The organism is Pseudomonas sp. NFX1 (assembly GCF_051123555.1).
In the GTDB taxonomy this organism is placed as follows: Bacteria; Pseudomonadota; Gammaproteobacteria; order Pseudomonadales; family Pseudomonadaceae; genus Aquipseudomonas; species Aquipseudomonas capeferrum.
The window spans coordinates 5965145-5986175 of sequence record NZ_CP169366.1; the positions used below are offsets into that span (position 1 = coordinate 5965145).

General features: G+C 62.5%; 18 protein-coding genes. 11 read left to right on the forward strand and 7 right to left on the reverse strand.

Translation table 11 applies throughout. From position 1 onward, the window contains the following. Positions 1-122: 122 nt before the first annotated feature. Entirely contained in the window at positions 123-1238 is a 1116-nt protein-coding gene (locus DJ563_RS26890) for a branched-chain amino acid ABC transporter substrate-binding protein (RefSeq protein WP_274098832.1), read from the reverse strand. 360 nt (positions 1239-1598) lie between these two features. On the opposite strand from DJ563_RS26890, the gene DJ563_RS26895 reads away from it, so the two are divergent. Both DJ563_RS26895 and DJ563_RS26900 read left to right on the forward strand, forming a co-directional pair. Then, on the forward strand, positions 1599-1904 hold the full coding sequence (locus tag DJ563_RS26895; RefSeq protein WP_274098831.1) for a DUF2288 domain-containing protein: 306 nt from the start codon (positions 1599-1601) through the stop codon (positions 1902-1904). 169 nt (positions 1905-2073) lie between these two features. Continuing rightward, positions 2074-2961 carry an NAD(P)-dependent oxidoreductase gene (locus DJ563_RS26900; RefSeq protein ID WP_434518616.1) on the forward strand — a complete coding sequence of 296 codons (888 nt, stop codon included), beginning with the start codon at positions 2074-2076 and terminating at the stop codon, positions 2959-2961. Here the strand turns inward: DJ563_RS26900 and DJ563_RS26905 are convergent. Then, positions 2861-5125 (reverse strand): putative bifunctional diguanylate cyclase/phosphodiesterase, encoded by a 2265-nt coding sequence (locus DJ563_RS26905; protein WP_434518617.1) that lies wholly within the window; start codon positions 5123-5125, stop codon positions 2861-2863. The genes DJ563_RS26900 and DJ563_RS26905 overlap by 101 nt on opposite strands. A gap of 223 nt (positions 5126-5348) precedes the next feature. Next, complete coding sequence (gene rapA, locus DJ563_RS26910) at positions 5349-8195, reverse strand: RNA polymerase-associated protein RapA (RefSeq protein ID WP_274098828.1); 2847 nt, start codon at positions 8193-8195, stop codon at positions 5349-5351. Between the two features lie 151 nt (positions 8196-8346). Between rapA and DJ563_RS26915 the strand changes: the two genes are divergently transcribed. The 7 genes from DJ563_RS26915 (at position 8347) to DJ563_RS26945 (ending at position 13183) form a co-directional block, all read left to right on the forward strand. Beyond that, positions 8347-9042, forward strand: coding sequence for a M949_RS01915 family surface polysaccharide biosynthesis protein (locus DJ563_RS26915; RefSeq protein WP_434518618.1), 696 nt, complete (start codon positions 8347-8349; stop codon positions 9040-9042). 61 nt (positions 9043-9103) lie between these two features. Further along, a complete protein-coding gene (locus DJ563_RS26920; protein WP_274098826.1) occupies positions 9104-9433 on the forward strand; it encodes an aspartate-semialdehyde dehydrogenase in 330 nt (109 codons plus the stop codon). 67 nt (positions 9434-9500) lie between these two features. After that, positions 9501-9662: a hypothetical protein gene (locus tag DJ563_RS26925; protein WP_077068735.1), complete on the forward strand. Its 162-nt coding sequence runs from the start codon at positions 9501-9503 to the stop codon at positions 9660-9662. A gap of 135 nt (positions 9663-9797) precedes the next feature. Further along, positions 9798-9914 carry a cytochrome c oxidase subunit CcoM gene (ccoM, locus tag DJ563_RS26930; RefSeq protein WP_003254862.1) on the forward strand — a complete coding sequence of 39 codons (117 nt, stop codon included), beginning with the start codon at positions 9798-9800 and terminating at the stop codon, positions 9912-9914. A gap of 182 nt (positions 9915-10096) precedes the next feature. Further along, positions 10097-12085 carry an FUSC family protein gene (locus tag DJ563_RS26935; protein ID WP_434518619.1) on the forward strand — a complete coding sequence of 663 codons (1989 nt, stop codon included), beginning with the start codon at positions 10097-10099 and terminating at the stop codon, positions 12083-12085. Next, complete coding sequence (locus tag DJ563_RS26940) at positions 12072-12278, forward strand: DUF1656 domain-containing protein (protein ID WP_274098824.1); 207 nt, start codon at positions 12072-12074, stop codon at positions 12276-12278. The genes DJ563_RS26935 and DJ563_RS26940 overlap by 14 nt, the downstream gene beginning before the upstream one ends. A gap of 35 nt (positions 12279-12313) precedes the next feature. Continuing rightward, the gene (locus tag DJ563_RS26945) at positions 12314-13183 is read left to right on the forward strand and encodes an efflux RND transporter periplasmic adaptor subunit (protein WP_047583682.1); all 870 of its coding nucleotides are present in this window, start codon (positions 12314-12316) and stop codon (positions 13181-13183) included. Positions 13184-13217: 34 nt separating this feature from the next. Here DJ563_RS26945 and DJ563_RS26950 read toward each other — a convergent pair whose 3' ends face one another. Next, the gene (locus DJ563_RS26950; RefSeq protein WP_274098823.1) at positions 13218-14432 is read right to left on the reverse strand and encodes a GAF domain-containing sensor histidine kinase; all 1215 of its coding nucleotides are present in this window, start codon (positions 14430-14432) and stop codon (positions 13218-13220) included. Positions 14433-14614: 182 nt separating this feature from the next. Between DJ563_RS26950 and DJ563_RS26955 the strand changes: the two genes are divergently transcribed. After that, on the forward strand, positions 14615-14935 hold the full coding sequence (locus tag DJ563_RS26955) for a DUF2025 family protein (protein WP_227696389.1): 321 nt from the start codon (positions 14615-14617) through the stop codon (positions 14933-14935). A gap of 45 nt (positions 14936-14980) precedes the next feature. On the opposite strand, the gene DJ563_RS26960 is transcribed toward DJ563_RS26955, so the two are convergent. Then, positions 14981-17569, reverse strand: a complete 2589-nt coding sequence (locus tag DJ563_RS26960; RefSeq protein ID WP_434518620.1) for a bifunctional diguanylate cyclase/phosphodiesterase — start codon at positions 17567-17569, stop codon at positions 14981-14983. A 56-nt stretch (positions 17570-17625) separates the two neighbouring features. After that, entirely contained in the window at positions 17626-18696 is a 1071-nt protein-coding gene (locus tag DJ563_RS26965; RefSeq protein ID WP_434519753.1) for a diguanylate cyclase, read from the reverse strand. Positions 18697-18826: 130 nt separating this feature from the next. Here DJ563_RS26965 and DJ563_RS26970 point away from each other — a divergent pair, with 130 nt between their 5' ends. Further along, complete coding sequence (locus DJ563_RS26970; protein WP_434518621.1) at positions 18827-19921, forward strand: MBL fold metallo-hydrolase; 1095 nt, start codon at positions 18827-18829, stop codon at positions 19919-19921. Positions 19922-19924: 3 nt separating this feature from the next. Here DJ563_RS26970 and DJ563_RS26975 read toward each other — a convergent pair whose 3' ends face one another. After that, entirely contained in the window at positions 19925-20821 is an 897-nt protein-coding gene (locus DJ563_RS26975; protein ID WP_047583684.1) for a formate/nitrite transporter family protein, read from the reverse strand. Positions 20822-21031: the final 210 nt, after the last annotated feature.

Genomic DNA, 21031 nt, shown 5'->3' on the forward strand with positions numbered 1-21031 from the left:
GACGGTTTTAAGATTTTCAGGTGGCCGGCTCCCGGATCGCGGGAATCACGGCCATGAACCTCGTAAAACAAAGCCCACTGCTCGCACAGTGGGCTTTTACGGTCAGCTATTTAGTCACGCAGTTACTGAGGGGAGACTTCGGTCTTCGGTTTGCCGAAGTGCCATTCGTAAACAACGAATTTGAAGTCTTTCAGGTCGCCCTTGGCGTCATATGACAGGTCGCCGGTGGGGGTCTTGAAAGTACCGGCGTGGATGGCTTCTGCCACTTTGTCGGCGTCTTCGGACTTGGCCGCTTTGATGCCTTCGGCAATCAGTTGGACAGCCGAGTAGGCCGGGAACACGAACGGGCCGCTCGGGTCCTTGCCGTCAGCCTTGATGGCATCGACGATGGCCTTGTTCTCGGGATCGGCGTCGAACGACTTCGGCAGGGTGACCAGCAGGCCTTCGGAGGCGCCCTGGGCGATCTGCGAGATGGAGTCGTTGCCGACACCTTCTGGGCCCATGAATTTGGCTTTCAGGCCTTTTTCCTGAGCCTGGCGCAAGATCAGGCCCAGCTCTGGGTGGTAGCCGCCGTAGTACACGAAGTCGACGTTGTTCTGTTTGAGCTTCTGGATGATCGAGGAGAAGTCCTTGTCACCGGCGTTCAGGCCTTCGAACACGGCAACCTTTGTGCCTTTGCCTTCCAGTGTCTGCTTGACTGCGGTGGCGATGCCTTCACCGTACTGCTGCTTGTCGTGCAGGACTGCAACGACCTTCGGCTTGACGTGGTCAGCGATGTAGTTGCCGGCGGCCGGACCCTGGGCGCTGTCCAGACCGATGGTACGGAAGATCATTTTGTAGCCACGGGCGGTGATTTCCGGGCTGGTGGCGGCGGGGGTGATCATGATCACGCCTTCGTCTTCGTAGATGTCGGACGCAGGCTGGGTAGAGCTGGAGCACAGGTGGCCGATGACGAACTTGACGCCGTCGTTGACCACTTTGTTGGCGACTGCCACGGCCTGTTTAGGGTCGCAGGCGTCGTCGTATTCCTTGGCTTCGAGCATCTTGCCATCGACGCCGCCCTTGGCGTTGATGTCTTTGATGGCTTGCTTGGCGCCGATGAACTGCATGTCGCCGTACTGGGTGACAGGGCCGGTCTTAGGCCCCGCGATCCCGATCTTGATGGTATCGGCGGCAAACGAATGGCTGGCTACCCCTGCCAGAACCATTGCGGCGAACAGCTTGGAAATCTTGATCATAGTGCTCCACTCATTCTGTTGTAATTCTTATAGTCCTGGCGGCCAGGGCTACAGACCGGGCGGGATTTGCGGTATGGCCACGCCATACTGCATGCCCACCTTCCCCCGGAACATGTCCCGGAACTGTACCGGTACAGTGTAGAGCGCTGTTCGAGCGCTTGAAAAGCGGTCAAAAAGTACCTGGTTCCTGGGTTGTCGCTTGATCGACACAAAGATACAGAAAAGCGCCATCAATTTGCCTGTACCTGCGGCCCAACCCCACAAGTTCGGGGCCGATCGACCAAATTACGTATTTGAAACCGGGTTTTTCTGCAAAAATAGCGGCCATTTTTATTGGCCGATTTTTGCGGGTAGCAACCCATGACTGATCAAACAAGCACCCTCTATGCCAAATTGATTGGCGAGACGGCAATCATCGAGTGGAAAGCGCTGGAGCGCTTCTGGGCAAAGGGTGACCTGATTTGGGTCGACCCAAGCCTGGACCTGATCGCCGTTGCCGAAGCGATGGCCGAGAATCGCGGCGAGATCTTCGCCAAGTGGCGTAGTGATGGCACTGTTGGCCCGGTGACTGCCGAGCAGGCACTGGACCTGCAAAACCGCGATCCAGAGATCTGGGCGGTGGTGGTTTCACCGTTTATCGTGATTCAAGTGAAGCGCCCTGAGTGAACGTGATCGTTTTTGGTGCGTGAAAATGCGCAGCCGCCTCAATCTGGTGCTTGGGGACGATCAGATGGGTGGAGGGAAGTAACAATTCGGCGTGGCGGTAACAGTTTACGGGATGCGTAATGGGGCCGCTGCGCGCCTTGAAAATAACAAAATGTGCCAGGAGTCGTTCATGAGCTCACAACTACCTTCGCTAGCCTTCGCCGGAATCGGCCTGATGGGCTTGCCCATGTGTCGGCGCCTGATGGCTGCCGGTTACCCGCTGACGGTGTGGAACCGCAGCCCCGACAAATGCGCCGAGCTGGTAGCAGCTGGCGCGCGACTGGCGGCAACCCCGGCCGAGTTGTGCCGCGACAGCGACATGGTGCTGCTGTGCCTGGCCGATACGGCGGTGGTGCGTGAAGTGGTGTTCGGTGAGCAAGGCATCGCGCAGGGTGGGCGCAGTGGCCAGTTGCTGATCGATTTTTCGAGCCTCGAACCGACCGCCACCCGGGAGATGGCCGCTGCGCTCGCGGCCTTGTCTGGCATGGCCTGGCTGGATGCCCCGGTGTCCGGTGGCACGCCGGGCGCCGAGGCCGGCACCTTGGCCATCATGGTCGGTGGCGAGGCCGCTGACCTGCAGCGGGCACGGCCGGTGCTGCAGGCCCTTGGCCAGCGTGTGACGCACATGGGCGCCGTTGGCGCAGGCCAGGTGACCAAGGCCTGCAACCAGATGATCGTGGCCTGCAATGCCCTGGTGATCGCCGAAGTGGTGGCGTTGGCCGAGCAGTCAGGCGTGGATGCGACACTGATCGCCGAGGCTTTGGCGGGCGGCTTTGCCGATTCGAAACCGCTGCAGATCCTTGCCCCGCAAATGGCCGAGAGCCGCTTCGAGCCGATCAAGTGGCATGTGCGGACGTTGCTCAAAGACCTCGACAGCGCAGTCAAATTCTCTCGCGAGCAGGGCTCGGCGACACCGCTCAGTGGCCTCGCCGCGCAATTGATGCGCCTGCACGGTAGCCAGGGCTATCTGCAAAAAGATCCGGCGACCCTGGTAGCGCTGTATCGCAGCAAGGGCTGAGCAGGCCATTGCGCCGTTGCAGCCGCTCCAGGATCGGCCGCAATTCGCCCAGCGGCACCGGGCGGCTGAGCAGGTAGCCCTGCAGGTAGTCGCAGCCGTGGGTTTCGAGGAACTCTAGCTGTTCGACGGTTTCCACGCCCTCGCTGACCACCTGCAGGTGCAGGGTGTGGGCCATGACGATGATGGCCTGGACGATCTCACGGTCTTTCTGGCTGCCCGGCACATCCTGCAGGAAGGTCCTGTCGATTTTCAGGATGTCCAGCGGCAAGCGCTTGAGGTAGGCCAGCGACGAGTAACCAGTGCCGAAATCATCGATCGACAGGGCCACGCCCTGCGCGCGCACGCGCTTGAGCAGGCTGACAGTGCGCTGGATGTCGCCCATCAAGGCGTTTTCGGTGATCTCCAGCTCCAGGTGGCGGGGCGCCAAAGCTGAGTGGAACAACGCTTTCTCCACTTCGCTGGCCAGCTCATCGTGGCTGAGGGTGACTGCCGAGCAGTTCACCGTGACCTTGAGGTCGCCATAACCGTGGCGGTGCAGTTGTGCCAGGTCGGCACAGGCGTGGCGCAGTACCCACAGGTCGAGGTCGATGATCAAACCATTGGCTTCGGCGATGCCGATGAAACGGTCGGGCCCGAGCAGGCCGTGTTGTGGGTGTTGCCAGCGCACCAGGGCTTCGAGCTTGGCCACCTGGCCATTGTGCAGGTCGAAGATCGGCTGGTAATGCACGCACAGCCCGCGTTCTTCCAGCAGCGCGATGCGCAGTTCCTCTTCCAGCTGCAGGGCAAGCGTGGCCCGGGTTTTAAGGCTGTCGTTGAAGAAGGTCAGGCTGTTGCGCCCGTTGCCCTTGGACTGGTACAGGGCTAAGTCGGCGTGCTTGAGCAACTCTTCGGCAGTGTTGCCATCGTCGGGGAAAATGCTGATACCGATACTGGTGGTCATGACCATGCGCCGGCCACCCAGGTCGATGGGGTCCTTCATTCGCTGCATGATGCGCTGCGCCAGGTGGCGTGCTTCATCACGGTTGTTGAGGCTGGTGACCACGCAGAACTCGTCGCCACCAAAGCGCGCCACCAGGTCTTGGCTGCGGGTGGCTGCCTTGATGTGGTTGGCGATCACTTTGAGCAGTTCGTCGCCGGCAGCATGGCCAAGGCTGTCATTGATGCGTTTGAAGTGGTCGATGTCGAGAAACATCACCGCCAGGCGGTTGTCATCGGCGTTCTGTTCGGCGAGGCGCTCGGCGAACACTTGATTGAAGCCGCGGCGGTTGATCAGGTTGGTCAGGGCGTCGTAGTGCGCGGCCTGTTGCAGCGAGGCTCGCGCCTGGTCCAGTTGGTTGAGCAGCATGCTGACCCGGCGCAGGTCGTGTTCCTTGCTTTGCAGCTTCTTGTCGGCCAAGGCCGCACTGATGCTGGCACCACTGATCAGCAACGTGATGAAGGCAATGGTCAGCCCCAGTTGCAGGCTGTTGTCAGCTGACGGCAGGCGTAGGGCGGTGTCGGCGGGGATGACCAAGGTCATGGCCGACATGGCCGTGAAGTGGGTCGCGACGATGCCGCCGGCCATCAGCAGGCTTGCGCCGTACTTCAGGGCCTGGTGCAAGGTGCCGCTACCGTTGCGAAAGTACCGCGCCAGCAGCAATGCTGCGAGGCTGGTGAGCAGGGCGATGGCCATGGAGGCCAGTAGCCGCCCGGTCTGGTAGTACTGTTGCGCGCCGGTCTCGAGGGCGGCCATGCCGACAAAATGCATGAAGATGATGCCGACCGCGATGAGTACTGCACGCTTCAGATAATGATACGGGCGCATGTGTCTACGGTTGATGCTGTTCATGCCCACCCAGGCGACGATCAGGGCAATGAGCAGCGACAGCACGGTCAGCGACACGTCGTAGTGAACTTCGAGCGGGGCCTGGAAGGCCAGCATGCTGATGAAGTGCATGGCCCAGATACCGCCGGCGAGGCAGCAGGCGCCGAGCATGCGCCATTGGCGTTGCGCCGTGGCCTGTTCGCTATGGGACTGGCGCTCGGCCATGTCCAGGGTCGCGAAGCACCCCGCGCAGGCCACGGTATAGGCGAGCAGGACCAGGAAGGGTTCGTGGCGACAATCGATGACGATTCGCCCGGTTGCCGGAAGATCGGCGAACAGTTGCAGACCCAGCCATTCCATTGCGCGCCTCTTGGTCGAGTTTTCACTCGTCTGCGGTATAACCCTTGGCAGACTGTCCAGAGGCAGTATAGGAAGAGGTAGTTAGCCCTTCCTGAATAATGGCACTTTGATTTCTATGATTTGGTTATGAGGCCAATCGCAGCAAGGAATATGGCCGCTCCCGTTGCAGGAGCGGCCTTGGGTCGCGCTGGGCTGTCACGCAGCCCGACTGCCGCTCACCTAATCAGCCAGCCACCAGCACGCGAATGGCTTCCAAGCGCAAGGCAGCTTTGTCCAGCATCGCCATGCCTTCTTCACGCTGCTTGCGCAGGGCGTCGATTTCGCTGTCGCGCACGCTCGGGTTGACCGCCTTGAGCGCGGTCAGGCGCGCCAGTTCTTCGTCCGCTTCGGCAGCCAGGCGGCGCTGGGCTTCGGCCACACGCTCGACGTGGGTCGGCATGATCTTGGCCTCACCGCCACTGATGCGCTGGGCCAGTACATCCCGCTGGGCCTGGATAAACTTGTTGGCGCTGGCGCGCGGAACGCTTTCGAGCTGGTCGTTGAGCGTTTCGAAGGCCACGCGCGACGCCAGGTCGTTGCCATTGGTGTCGAGCAGGCAACGCAGGGCTGCCGGTGGCAGGTAGCGGCCGAGTTGCAGGCTGCGTGGCGCCACCACCTCGCTGACGAACAGCAGTTCGAGCAGCACGGTGCCAGGCTTGAGGGCCTTGTTCTTGATCAGCGCGACAGCGGTGTTGCCCATCGAGCCGGACAGCACCAGGTCCATGCCGCCCTGAACCATCGGGTGTTCCCAGGTCAGGAACTGCATGTCCTCGCGGGACAACGCCTGGGTACGGTCGTAGGTGATGGTCACACCTTCGTCGTCACCCAGCGGGAAACTGGCGTCGAGCATCTTCTCGCTCGGTTTCAGGATCAGGGCATTTTCCGAGTGGTCTTCGCTGTCGATGCCGAACGCGTCGAACAGGGTCTCCATGTAGATCGGCAGGGCGAACTGGTCGTCCTGTTCGAGAATCGCCTCCACCAGTGCCTGGCCTTCGCCGGCCCCGCCGGAGTTGAGCTCCAGCAGCCGGTCGCGGCCGCTGTGCAGCTCGGCTTCCAGGCGCTCGCGCTCGTTGCGGGCATCGGCCATCAGGGCATCCCAGGCTTTGCTGTCACCGCTTTCAAGCAGCGGTAGCAGGCGCGGGCCGAACTGATGCTGCAGGGCATTGCCGGTCGGGCAGGTGTTGAGGAAGGCGTTGAGCGCTTCGTGGTACCACTGGAACAGGCGCTGTTGCGGGCTGTCCTGCAGGTAGGGCACGTGCAGCTGGATGGTGTGCTTCTGGCCGATCCGGTCGAGACGGCCGATACGTTGTTCGAGCAGGTCAGGGTGGGCCGGCAGGTCGAACATCACCAGGTGATGAGAGAACTGGAAGTTGCGGCCTTCGCTGCCGATCTCGGAACAGATCAGTACCTGGGCGCCAAATTCCTCGTCCGCGAAATAGGCGGCGGCGCGGTCACGCTCCAGAATGCTCATGCCTTCATGGAAGACCGAGGCGGGGATGCCGGAGCGCACGCGCAGGGCGTCTTCCAGGTCCATGGCGGTTTCGGCATGGGCGCAGATGACCAGCACTTTGGTGCGCTTGAGCATCTTGAGGGTATCGATCAGCCAGTCGACCCGAGGGTCGAAACGCCACCAGCGCTCGTCGTCAGTGGTGTCGCCATGCGCCTGGAAAGCGACTTCCGGGTACAGCTCGGCCTTTTCGCCAGGCGGCAGGTCGCGGTACTGCTCGGGCATGGCCACCGGGTAGGCATGCAGCTGGCGCTCGGGGAAACCCTGGACCGCAGCACGGGTGTTGCGGAACAGCACGCGGCCAGTGCCGTGGCGGTCGAGCAACTCGCGGATCAGGCGCGCGCTGGCCTGGGTATCACCATCGTTGACCGCCGCCAGCAAGGCTTCGCCTTCGGCACCGAGGAAGCCATGGATGGTGGCGTGGGCCTTGGGCGACAGGCGGCCTTCGTCGAGCAGCTCCTGCACGGCTTCGGCCACCGGGCGATAGTGCTCGCTCTCGGCGCGGAAGGCCGCCAGGTCATGGAAGCGGTTAGGGTCGAGCAGACGCAGCCGGGCGAAGTGGCTGTCCTGGCCAAGTTGTTCGGGGGTGGCGGTGAGCAGCAATACGCCAGGGATGACCTGTGCCAGTTGCTCGACCAAGCCGTACTCCGCGCTGACCTGGTCTTCATGCCAGACCAGGTGATGGGCTTCATCGACCACCATCAGGTCCCAGCCCGCAGCAAACAGCGCATCCTGGGCCTTCTCGTCGTCGACCAGCCATTCCAGGGCGACCAACGCGAGTTGAGCGTCTTCGAACGGGTTGCTGGCGTCGCTCTCGATGAAGCGTTCGGCGTCGAACAGCGCCACCTGCAGGTTGAAGCGCCGGCGCATTTCCACCAGCCATTGGTGCTGGAGGTTTTCCGGGACCAGGATCAGTACGCGGCTGGCGCGCCCGGTCAGCAGCTGGCGATGGATGACCAGGCCGGCCTCGATGGTCTTGCCCAGGCCGACTTCGTCCGCCAGCAGAACCCGTGGCGCGCTGCGGTCTGCTACTTCGCGGGCGATGTGCAACTGGTGAGCGATCGGTTGCGCGCGGCAGCCACCCAGGCCCCAGAGGGACGATTGCATCTGTTTGCTGGTGTGATGCAGGGTGTTGTAACGCAGGCTGAACCACGACAGCGGGTCGATCTGGCCGGCGAACAGGCGGTCGCTGGCCAGGCGGAACTGAATGAAGTTCGACAGCTGGGTTTCTGGCAGGGTGCGCGGCTGGTTTTGCGCGTCCAGGCCATGGTAGACCAGCAGGCCGTCGACATCGTCGACCTCGCGCACGGTCAGCTTCCAGCCGTCGAAGTGGGTGATCAGGTCACCTGGCGAGAAGCGCACGCGGGTCAGCGGCGCATTGCGCAGGGAATACTGGCGGGTGTCGCCAGTGGCCGGGTAGAGCACGGTCAACAGGCGGCCATCCTGCGCCAGGATGGTACCCAGGCCGAGCTCTGCTTCGCTGTCGCTGATCCAGCGTTGCCCCGGTTGATACTGCTGCGCCATACTGCCTGAACTCCCGCGATGAAAAGCCGGCTATGTTAACGGATCGGCCGGTCAGACCAAAGTGTTGAAGTGCACCGATGGGTGCCAAAGACCAACAGTCTAGCCGTTTCATCGACCAACACCGTCTTGCCGACGAGGGCTGCGCACCGACATGTCCGCCAAGCACCGCTGGTTGAACGCTTCCCTGGCCGTGGGCAGCCTCGTGCTGCTGGCTGCGTGCGAGCAAAAAAACTTCGAGACGTTGCCGGCCATTGCGCCCGAGCAGCTTGAGGCGCTGGGCGTGCAGACGCCGATCAAGAGCGTGCATTTTCGTGACCGCGAGGGTGAAGGGCTGTTGGTGCTCAGCCGCACCGATGGCCAGGCCACCGACGCCGAAAACCAGCAGGAAGTCGACAAGGTGGTGCTCAAGGCCACGCTATATGGGCGCACGGCAGAACGCGATGCGTTCAAGTCGCGCTGGCAGATTGAACAGGAAACCACCTGCCCAGGCTTGGACCTGGATGTCGACTTCTATACCGATGTCAGTGATGTCAGTGACCTGAACCAAGACGGGGTCGCCGAACTGACGGTAGCCAGCCATGCCTTCTGCGGCGGGGGGATCGACCCGCACGATATCGCCATCGAGATGCGCGAAGGGCAGGCCAGCTACACCATTACCGGGGAGTCGCTGATCACGCCCGCCGGCGAAGACCCGATAGGCGGAGAACGCGAGGACAGCGCCTCGCTCAAGGCCGCGCCGCAGGTACTGCGCGACCACATGGACGCAGTCTGGCAACAGGTCTACAAGCGGCCCTGGAGTGAGGCCAGCCCGCCGAATGACGACGACCCTGACGACGAAGCCGAGTAAGCGTTGTCTGTATTCAAGGTAGGTGACCAGCCGCCGATACAGGGGTAATAGGAGACTTTCCATGTTGCCGCCGATCATTCCGCTCAGTGCAGCACCGGTAACCTCGCAACAGGACCCGGTCAAGCCAACCCCCGACATCAAGCCGGTGGTTCCCACGCAGCCTTCGTCCGGTGAAAGCGCGATCGACCTCAGGCAGCAGCGCGACCCGCAAGAGCAGGCCTTGCTGCTGCGTGATGAACAACGACGGCAACAGCAACGTCGGCAAAAAAACGACGGCGAGCGTTACAGCGCGCTACCCGGCGATGAGGTCAACGCCGACAACACCGTACCGGTGGCTCCGCTGATGGGCGAGCGCCCGCGTCAGGGGCTGCTGGTCGACATCGAAGTCTGACGCGGGGCTGGTCAGCGTCCGCGCCTGGCTTCATCATGCAAGCCTCAGTTGATCGTCGAGCCCACCCATGAGCCAAGACAACCTCATCGATTTCGATGCCGAACGTGCCAAGCGCGTCCACGACCTCAAGGAAAAGCGCCTCAACGAAGTGCGCCAGGCCTTCGAGCAGGCCATGCCCTTGAGCGCGGCCAAGAAAAAGAAACCCAAGGGCAAGCCCAAGAAGCGCTGAAACTTGACGCAGGTCAAACCTGCGCCCGCCTCGCGTGCCCGGTCTCGGGCACCATTGACCCCGATCAATTTTCTGTGCCCCCACATTCGTTACCTTGCATCCATCGGACAACGGCAAACGAAAAGGGAGGCCGACATGTTCTTCGACAACGTGGTTATCGCAGGAGTGGTAACGGTTGGGTTGATGGTCGCGTTCTTTGCCGGTCTGGGCATTTTCATCTGGAAGGACTCGAACAAGCGCAAACCGCGCTGACCTTCTGGGTTCACGAGCACGCAAGGCATTTAGGGCGACTTCGGTCGCCCATTTTTTTTTGCCTGGAAAATGCCAAGCAGCACAGCCCTTAAAAGATGATTAGCTAGCTAATTAATCGTTTGCGCATTATCCTTCTCTTCATTGTCTATCGTTTACCTGACCATCCCCGCAAGGTCCGCCTCGTGCCCATCACTCTCCAGGCCCTGTTCGCACCCAGCAGCCTCGCCCTGAAGTTCGCCATCAAGACCGTGCTTGGCGGTGGCCTGGCGCTATGGCTGGCGATGCGTTGGGGGCTGGAGCAGCCTTCATGGGCACTTATGACCGCCTTTATCGTGGCCCAGCCGCTGTCGGGCATGGTGGTGCAAAAGGGCCTTGCGCGTCTGGCCGGCACCTTGGTCGGCACCTTCATGTCGGTGCTTTTCATCGTCCTGTTCGCCCAGACGCCAGGCTTGTTTTTGATCACCCTGGCGCTGTGGCTGGCCCTGTGCACGGCGGCTTCGACCCAGCTGCGCAGTGCCTGGGCCTACGCCTTCGTGCTGGCCGGGTACACCGCAGCGATCATCGCCTTGCCGGCGATCGACCACCCGTTGCAGGTGTTCGATCAGGCTGTGGCCCGCTGCACCGAGATCTGCCTGGGGATTTTTTGCGCCACCGCCACCAGCGCCCTCATCTGGCCCATGCGCGTGGAACAGCAATTGAGCGGGCAGGCCCGGCAGGCTTGGCACAATGGCCTGCAGGCAGCCAGCGCCATGCTCGGCGGCGAAGATGACGCGCGCAAAGGGTTGCTGGAAAGCCTGGGGCGTATCGTCGCCATCGACAGCCAGCGCGAACATGCCTGGTTCGAAGGCAACCGCGGGCGCCAGCGCGCCCGCGCCATCCGTGGCCTGAGCCAGAAGCTGATGGTACTGCTGCGTATCTCCCGCTCGGTGCGCCGGCAGTGGCGCCAGCTTGATGAGCACGAAACTCGGCACCTGGCGCCCTGGTTGGAAGCGTTGCGCGCGCAGTTGGGCAACCCCGATCGACCGAGCCTCTTGCTGTTGCGTCAGCGCATCTGGGATGCCGCCCATGACGAGCAGATCAGCTCTGCAGAACATTACTGCCTGGCACGCATGGCGCTGTTGCTGGATTACGCCATGGCCGCGACCCAGGCGCTGGACGACGTCGAAGCGGGCAGGGCGCCCAAGGATGTGTCCCAGGGCCTGGCCGCGCACCGCGATTGGTCGCTGGCCCTGTTGTTCGGTTCACGTAGCGCGTTGGCGTTTCTGGTGATGAGTGGTTTCTGGTTGGCAACAGCCTGGCCATCGGCGCCGGGTGGGCTGATATTGACCTGTGTGGTCTGCAGCCTGTTCGCCAGCCGCGAAAACGGCGCCCAGATCGGCCTCAGTTTCTTGCGTGGCATCTTTTTGGCGATCCCGGTCGCATTCTTGGTCGGGCAAATTCTGCTGCCCCAATGGAGCAGCTTCGCCATGCTCTGCCTGGGCATGGGCGTGCCACTGTTTCTGGGCGCGCTGGGCATGGCCCACCCGCGTACCGGCGCTACCGCCACCTCCTATTGCCTGCACTTCATTGTCCTGGTGTCGCCACTCAATGCCATGCAGTTTGGCGTGGCCAGCATGCTCAACAGTGCGTTGGCCATGCTGGTGGGTGTGTCTGCGGCGGTCATGGCGTTCCGCTTGCTGGTGTTCCGCCACCCGGCGTGGCTTGGCCGGCGCCTGCGGGCAGCGACCCAGCACGACCTGGTGCGCCTGACCCGGCGCGACCTGCGTGGCGCCGACAGCTGGTTTGGCGGGCGTATGGCCGACCGCCTCATGCAGCTGGCGCGGCATGCCAGCGAGTTGCCTGAAAGCGAGCGCAAGCGCTGGGACGATGGCCTGCATGGCCTGGATATCGGCGATGAACTGGTGCACCTGCGCATGTGCCTGGCGGTCGCCCAGGCACCGTTGGGCCGGGCCGAACGCGAGTACCTGCAACAGGTAGAGGCCGTGCTGGCCAAAGGGCCTGCGCCCGGGCGCGGGCAGCGTCTGGACAACGCCAGCGCGCAATTCATCGAAGCGTTGCGCCGGCTGCCTGCGAGCGATCCGCTGCGCCTGGCCGAAGGCGCGGTGCTGCAGTTGCAGAAGAGCTGGGGCAAGTGGTGCCGCTGGCAGGAGGACGTGCATGGGGTTGCGTGAATGGGCGCTGGGCGGCGTGCTGTTGAGCCCGTTTCTGATTTATGTGCTGCTGGCGCTGTTGTGCACCGGGCTGCTGCGCTTGTTGGTACAGGCCACGCCGTTGGGCCGCTGGATCTGGCATGAAGCATTATTCGACGCGGCATTGTTCGTGTGCGTGTTGTACCTGGTAGTGCGCGTGCTGGGCGCTGCATAAGGGTTTTTGTCAGGGTTCAAGTAAGGAGTGATTCGATGCGTACCGTCGTACGTACCTTGGTGACACTGTGTGTGGTGGCCCTGGCCCTGTTGGCAGGCTACCAGCTGTGGCAGTACTACATGCTCACCCCCTGGACCCGCGATGCGCGTGTGCGCGCCGACGTGGTGGTGATCGCGCCGGACGTGTCCGGCTGGGTGCGCGAGCTGAAGGTGCATGACAACCAGCAGGTGAACGCGGGTGATCTGCTCATGAGCATCGACAGCGAGCGCTTTCAGGCAGCGTTCGACCAGGCCAGCGCCGTGACCGAGACCCGCGCGCAGCAACTGCGCCTGCGCGAGCGCGAAGCGGCGCGGCGTACTGCCTTGGGGCCGGAGGCGATCAGTGCCGAGCTGCGTGAAAATGCCCAGATCAATGCCGCTATCGCCCGTGGCGAACTGCATGAGGCCCAAGCGCAATTGCAGGTGGCCAAAATCAACCTGGCGCGCAGTGAAGTGCGCGCGCCGCGCAGCGGGCACATCACCAACCTGCGCTTGGCCCAGGGCAACTACGTGAACACCGGTGAGTCGGTCATGGCCCTGGTGGATGACTCGACTTTCTATATCCAGGCTTACTTCGAAGAAACCAAGCTACCGCGCATCCGCGTGGGTGACCGGGTGAAGGTGTGGCTGATGGGGGCGGGCGAGGCGATGCAAGGACATGTGCAGAGCATCAGCCGCGGTATCACCGACCGCAACAGCAACCCCGACAGCCAGCTGCTGCCGGAAGTCGAGCCCACCTTCAACTGGGTGCGGTTGGCGCAGCGGATACCGGTACGGATCCGCCTCGACCAGATCCCGCAAGGGGTGAACCTCAGTGCTGGCATGACCGCCAGCGTGCAGGTGCATGAAGACCGCGTTCAACAGTGATGGCCTTGGCAGGTGCCGCGCCGGGTGCATGCCGTCATGAGCTGGCTGGTGGTGCTGCCGGCGCCCCAGGTTGACCCAGCGGCAGACGGAAGCTGAACAAGGTGCCGTTGTGTTCGTTGGAGAGCACCTCCATGCGCCCACCATGTGCCAGCGCGATCTGGTTGGCGATGTACAGCCCGAGCCCAAGCCCTTGCTGCGGTACCTGTGACAAGGGGCGGGAGAAGGGTTGGAACAATTGCGCCAGGGTCTGCACGGCGATGGGGGCGCCTTGGTTGTGCACGCTCAGCACGAACTCACCGGGCTGGAGGGCCGCCTTGACCGCTACCGGTCCTTGCGGGTCGCCGTGGGTCAGGGCATTGGCGATCAGGTTCGAGAGCAGTTGGGTGACCCGTTCGCGATCACAGTACAGCCCGCCGATGTCGCCGATGTCCAGCACGATCCGCCGCTGCGGATGCACCTGTTGCAGTTCCGAGGCGACATGCCGCAGGCCTTCGGCAAGGTCAGGACAAGCCTGCAGGTTCAAGGGGATGCCGGCACCGAGGCGGCCACGGGCAAAGTCCAGCACATCGCGCACCAGCTGCGAGGCACGCCGGCCGCAGGTGAGGATATGCTGGGCGATAGTGCGCTGCTGGTCGTCCTGCAGGCGCTGAGCGAGCAGCTCGGCACCGGCGGTGATGGCGAACAGCGGGTTGCGCAGGTCATGGCCGAGCACGGCAATGAACTGTTCGCGCACTTCGGCCATGGCCCGCTCCTTGCGCAGTGCCTGCTCGGTGCGCTGGGCGCCTTCTTCGCTTTCGATCTGGATGGCCAGCAGCCGGGCGAAGGATTCCATCATCGGCTGGATGGCACTGCCTTTAAGCGCTGCGGGTAAAGGGTCGAGGGCGCAGATGGTGCCGAAGAAGCGGCCATCGGTCCGGAACACCGGCACTGAAATGTAGCTTTCGAAGCGATAGAGCTGAGGCGTGTGGTGCCGGCAGTACTGCTCGTCTTCGCTGGCCTTGTCGATCACGATGGTCTGGTGGGTGCTGCGGATTTCGTGGCACAGCGTGGTGGCGACATCGAGCTCACCGCCCGCGGTCAGGCCAAAACCCAGGGTGTCGAGCACGGCACACGCTGTCCAGTTGCTATCGGTTACCCGGGCCACGGCGGCGAAGCGCATGCCCGTTGTTTCGCAGATCACCTGGAGGATGGCGGGCACAGCATTGATGCGGCCGATCGTGGCAATGTCGGCATGGATGGCGTCGGTCATTAACAGTCCCAGTGTTGGCGACGAAGGGGGTTCAGGACCATTCTAGCGGGCCTTTGGCAGGATGATGAAAAACCTTGGCGAATGCTCTACCACTTGCGTTAGGCTGGCCTTGCGAGTCGCCCGGCAGAGGCGACCGTTTGCAGCCCGGCGTGCGTCACTTCCTTTTATTGCGAGGTTACGTCATGGCCATCACTTCCCAGGACATCTGCAACGCCGCAGAGCAGCTCAACGGTTTCGTCGGCTTTCATGGCAAGCGCGGCGTTCATATCGTGCGTTTTTCCGAGGACGCGTTCGGCATGGACGTGGCCGACGACAGTATCACCCCCTGCAACGAATTCGTCTGGCGACCTGAGCAAGGGCCGCGCATGGCCTTGTGCCGGTCGCGCTTGGCACTGTTGCTGGAGCAGCATGTGGACGACCGCCTGAACATCGGCGAGCCCTTGCGGACCTACTTGCGGCGCAGCGATTTGCCGGAGATCGTGGCCGAACGCAGTAAACGCTGATGGCCCCCTGTGCAGGAACATCCGTGCACCGCGAATAGGTTGTTCCTACAACAGATGGTGTGCCGAGCCTTCGGGGGCCTGTCGCAGCAGCGCCTCAAGGCTTTCTTTCGTCAAAGGTCGGCTCAGGAAGTAACCCTGCACTTCATGGCAGCGGTCCTTCTCAAGCGTCCTGAGCTGTTGTTCACTCTCCACGCCCTCGGCGGTCACCGTCAGCCCCATGGCTTCGCCCAGGTTGATGATTGCCTGGACCACAGCGCGATCATTGCCACTGGTGTTGTTCAGGCCGGCGATGAAGCGTTTGTCGATCTTTATGCTGTCGAACGGGTAGGTGCGCAGATAGCCCAGCGACGAGTAACCGGTGCCAAAGTCGTCCATGTTCAGGCGCACACCAAGCTCCTTGAGTGACAGCATGGTGCTGAGTGCGCCTTCGATGTCGTTGAGCATCACGTTCTCGGTGATCTCCAGCTCCAGGCGCTGGGCGGGTAGCGCGGTTTCCAGCAGGATGTCGCGCACATCGGCCACCACATCGCTGCGCAAGAACTGGGCGGGCGACAGGTTCACCGAAATCAACAGGTCTGCCGGCCAGTCGTGGGCCGTGCGGCAGGCTTCGCGCAGTACCCAACGGCCCAGCGCAACAATGATGTCGCTCTGCTCGGCCAGCGGGATGAAGGTGTCTGGCCCCAGCAGCCCTTCGTGCGGGTGCTGCCAGCGCAGCAGGGCTTCGACCGCGACGATGCGCAGGTCGCCCAGGCGATAGCGCGGCTGGTAGTGCAGCTCGAACTCCTGGTTCTGCAGGGCACGGCGCAAATCGTTTTCCAGTTGGCGACGGTACTGGATCTGCTGGTTCATTTCGGCGGCGAAATAGCGCCAGGTGCTCTTGCCATCTGCCTTGGCCTGGTACAGCGCGATGTCGGCGCAGCGGATCAGCTCGCCGGCATCGAAGCCCAGGGTGCGGCTTTGTGCGACGCCAATGCTGGCGCCAATGTGCAGCGGCTGGTTGTCAAACACGATAGGTTGCTGCAACAGGCTGATCAGGCGTGCGCAGAAGCGATCGACCTCGCTGCGGTTATCCATGCCAGTCAGAACCAGGATGAACTCGTCACCCCCAAGGCGTGCGACCAGGTCGACATCGCGGGTGGTGTCGCGCAGGCGTGTCGCCACCTCTTGCAGCACGGCGTCACCGGCGGCGTGGCCGAGGGAATCGTTGATCGGCTTGAAGTTGTCCAGGTCCAGCAGCAGTAAGGTGAGTGGCGGCGAGTCGCTGCCGCGCAGCAATACCTGTTCGAGATGCCGGGCGAGTTTGTTGCGATTGGCCAGCCCGGTCAGCGGGTCGTGCAGCGAGAGGTGCTGGATGCGCGCATGGGCGTCGACCTCGTCCGTGATGTCGCTGGCGGTACCGCGAAAGCCGGTAGGCTTGCCGTCGTACCAGATCGCTCGCGCCGAGATGCGGCAGTAGCGGTTCTGCCCGTTGTGATCACGGTAGGTGCAGCGCAGGTTTGCCAACTGCTGGGGGTCGGCGGCGGCCAATGCGTCGAGCCAAGGCGACAACGGCGTGGTATCGCAGGCCAGCAGCTGGTTGACCGGCTGGCCCAGCCAGTCGTCAACCGGGTAGCCGGTGACACTGACGAAACGCTGGGAAAGATAGGTCAGGCGTTGTTGCCGGTCGGTTTCCCAGATCCAGTCGGAAGCGGCTTCGGCCACGGCGCGAAAACGCTGCTCGCTGGCCTCCAGGGCCTGGTTGCTCTGTTGCAGGCGCTTGAGGCTGAGGTCGATGGCGCGGGAGCTGCGCAGGGCATGGCGGAACAGGTAGAGCATCACCAGGCCCAGTATCAACAGGGCGCAGAGCAGCGCAGGCAACATCGCCCAGAGCAATTGCTGCCCCGGCAGCGGGCTGGTCCAGGCCAGGTGGTAGCCGGTATCGCCCAGCTCGATGCGCTGATGGCCATGCTCGCCTGTGCCGTGTTTCTCGATATGCATACCCGCCAGACCCGCACCGGTGCCCAGGCGCGCGAGCTTGTCCTCGGTCAGCTGGTCGACGAACAGCATGACGGGCGCCTGGCTCACTTCGCTGGCCGACACGTCTTTGTCGGGGCGTACGGCGGCCGCGCTGAGCACTGCAGGCCAGCCGTTGAACAGCACGAACCGGGTAATTTGCTCGCGAGCGCTGGCGGCCGCCCGCGCTTGGCTGATGATCGGTTGCAGGGGCGCTTCTATATAGGTACTGGCTTGCGCCTCGCTGGGCTTGCCTTTGAACAGGGCGTAGGTGGTGCGCTGGTCGTCCACCACGAATACGCCTTCATAGCCACTGGCGCTGTACAGCGATTCGCCGACGTTCTTCTCCTCGTAGGCCCATTGCCAGTCGGCCCTGCCGGCCAGGTGCTCGAAGGCCGCATCCCACACGGCATAGCTGGACAGAAACTGGCGTGAGGCGAGCAACCGTTGTTCGAGGGCCTGGCTGGCATGGAAGGCGCTGCGTTGCTGCTCCTGGCGATCGAGGGTGGCAGCAATATTGAGCAACGCGCCCAAGGTAACCAGGCAGGCCAAGGCGAAAACCGCGCAAAAGCCTGCAATCAAGCGGCGGACTTGGAAATGTGGGGTGGCAAGGGTGGGTGGAAGGTCGGCGTTCCTGGCCATGCGCGAGCGACTCCTTCAAGAACAGCAGCCTCCCGCAGGGCAATCAGGAAGGAGGTTCAGTCAGGATAGGCCAGCCTGAGCCCGGCGGCCTCGCTTTGCGCGAAATTGACCTGGTCACGACCAGCGTGCTTGGCGGTGTACAAGGCCTTGTCAGCCTGTTCGAGCCAGTGCTCGGGGGATTCAAGGTCTGCATGAAACGCGGACAAGCCAATGCTGAGGCTGATGCGCAAATGCGGCAGTTGCGGATTGCGATAGTTCGCCACCCGCTCGCGCAAGCGCTCCATGGCCTGGCAGGCCTGCGCCTCGTGGGTGTCTGGCAGGATCACGCAGAATTCGTCGCCGCCATAGCGCCCGGCCTGGTCGACGTCACGCAGGTTGCGTTTGAGCTCTTCGCTCATCTGCCTAAGCACGCAATCGCCGACCACGTGGCCAAAGGTGTCGTTGATGGTCTTGAAGTGGTCAATGTCGATGAGGGCGATCACCGCATGCTGCTGTTGCTGGCAGGTCTGGAACCTGACTTGCAACAGGTCTTTCCAGGCCCCGTGGTTGAGCAAACCGGTCAGGCTGTCGGTAAGGCTCAGCGCACTGAGGCGGCGTTTGTGCTCGGCCAGCTTGATTGCCAGTTGGTAGCAGACCCAGCCAAGGGCCAAGGGGTAGAGCGTCAACATTGGCAGGCACGCGTAAACCTGCAGTGGTGTGGCGTTGAGTTGTAGCCCGGGGCCGAACACCAGCGTGGCCAGGAGCATACCGGCGAGCTGCGCCAGTACACCGCGTACGAGCAGGCGCTTGCCACCTGCGGCGACGTTGTTCATGGTCATCATCGACAGAACGGTGACGCTGGGCAGTGGGTTGAACTGCATGGTGGCAGTCCAGAAGCCCCCCATCAGCGAGTCCAGCAGCAGGTTGCGTTGCTCTGCCTGGTAAGGCGTTGCCGAGCGGATTGCCCACAGGTAGGCGGCATGTGGCCAGAAAAGTCCATTGAACAGTAACAGCAGCCAGGCCCACATCGGCGGCGATAGCGGCGCCACCGCTGCCACTACACTGAACAGACCGATGCCCATACCGATGATGCGCGGCAGGTAGATGCGCTTGACGAAAGAAAGTCCCTTGCCGCTGCGGTTGTCCATCATGGTTATCATTCTTCTGCCAAGGCGCCGTTTATCGCATAACTCGCGTGAATATTGTTGAACAGTGTTTCATCTATGAAAAATGACCTTACAAGCCAATTCACGGTTGATGCGATCACTGTGGGGTAATATGAAGGCTTTCCTGTTGCTCGGAGTGCTACTGCTCATGGTCCCCACCGCTAACGCTGCCGGTGAGCCGGCGCCACACTGGGACGGACGGTTCTACAACCAGGCACGCCTGCCGCAGGACGGCGTGATGAAGAAGCTGCGCATTGGCCTCAAGTACCTGTTCTTGCGCAAACCACCCGAAACCCGCCCCGCCAACCCCATCGCCGTGCAGCCCATGACCCGGCAGCAGGTGCTCGACGCACCTGATCACAGCCTCTGGCGCTTGGGCCATTCCACGATATTGCTCAAGTTGCGGGGTCGCTTCTTCATCACCGACCCGGTATTTGCCGAGCGCGCCTCCCCGGTGCAATGGGCAGGGCCGCAACGTTTTCATGCCCCACCACTTGGGCTGGACGAGTTGCCGCCGTTGGCTGCGGTAATTCTGTCCCATGATCACTTCGACCACCTGGACGAGCAGGCGATTCGTCGGCTTGCCCCGCGTACCGGGCTTTTCCTGGCCCCGCTTGGCGTGGGTGACCGGTTGATCGAATGGGGCGTTGCCCCTGACAAGGTACGTCAGCTGGATTGGTGGCAGGAGACCGAGGTCGACGGCGTGCGTTTCGTCGCGACCCCGGCGCAGCATTTTTCTGGGCGTGGTCTGTTCGACAGCAATCAGACCTTGTGGGCGTCGTGGGTGATCATTGATGAACAGCTGAGGGTGTTCTTCAGCGGCGATACTGGGTACTTCGATGGCTTCAGGCAAGTTGGCGAACGCTTCGGGCCTTTCGACCTGACCCTGATCGAAACCGGGGCCTATAACGTCGCCTGGCCGAACGTGCACATGCAGCCAGAGCAGAGCCTGCAGGCACACCTGGACCTGCGCGGGCGCTGGTTGCTGCCGATTCACAACGGCACGTTCGACTTGTCCATCCATGGCTGGCAGGAGCCGTTCGAGCGCATTCTGGCGCTGAGTGCGCAAGCGCAGGTGCGGCTAAGCACGCCGCAAATGGGCGAGCGGGTCAGCCTGGACTCGCCCCATGCCGGGCAGAACTGGTGGCAACCAAGGCCTGCGCAAGAGCACAGGCGGGCGGCCGAGCGTGCAGTGGCGGTGCGCTAAGGGTCATTTACCAGGGGCTTGCCGACGCGGGGAGGGCGGCGCCTGGTCGTCCAGCAGCCGCGAAGGCGGCTTGCCGCTGTCACTGCGCACTTGCGCATGGCTGATCAGCGCAAAGATGAAGCTGCCACCAATGATGTTGCCGGCCAAGGTCGGCAGGGCGAACTCCATCAAGAAGCTGCGCCAGGTCTCTTCACCGGCCCAGACCAGGTAGGACACCTCCACCGAACCGACGACGATATGGGTGAAGTCACCCAAGGCCATGAAGTACGTGATCATCAGGATGATCCAGATCTTGGCGTGCTCCATCGACGGAATCATCCAGACCATGGTGGCGATCATCCAGCCCGAGACGATGCCTTTGGCGAACATCTGGCTGATGTCGTTCTTCATTACCTTGCGGCCGACCTCAAGGAAGGCCACATCAGTCTTGCTGTCGAAGATCGGCAGCTCCAGCATGACCCAGGCCACCAGCAAGGTGCCCGCCAGGTTGCCGAGCAGTACCACGCTCCAGAGGCGCAGCAGGCGACCGAGGTTTGCCAGCGTGGGCGTGGTCATCACTGGCAGCACGGCGGTCAGCGTGTTCTCGGTGAACAGTTGCTGGCGGGCGAGGATTACCGCAAGGAAACCGGCACTGTAGCCGATGCTTGCGATTACCTGGGCGCTGTCGCCTTCCGGCAGGCGGGCATAGAACAACCCCATGGCCATGAGCGAAAGCCCCATGGACAACCCTGCAGCCAGCGCCGACCACCACAGTGCTGCGAGGGTGCGTTCCAGTTCCTGGTCGCCTTGGGCGCGAATGATCTCGTGTAGCACCGCTGCCCGTGGCGGCTGGTTATGGCTGACTTCCTGCTCTTCGTCTGCCGACAGGCCTGGCGTTTTCTCGCTTTGCGCATCGCTCATGATTGCCACGCTCCGTGGGGTGTTTATCTACAGATCGGTTGCGCCTTCATTAGTTGCGGGCAGGGGTAAAACGCGATTGGAAAGTTTTTTCAGATCAAGGTGTTGACTCTGATTTCAAAGCGCGTATTATTCGCCTCCTCGCAGCGATGAACGCTTCGGGGCAAGCGGTAAGATGTTGAAGTTAAAGGCTTTCGAAAGAAAGCAGCAGTT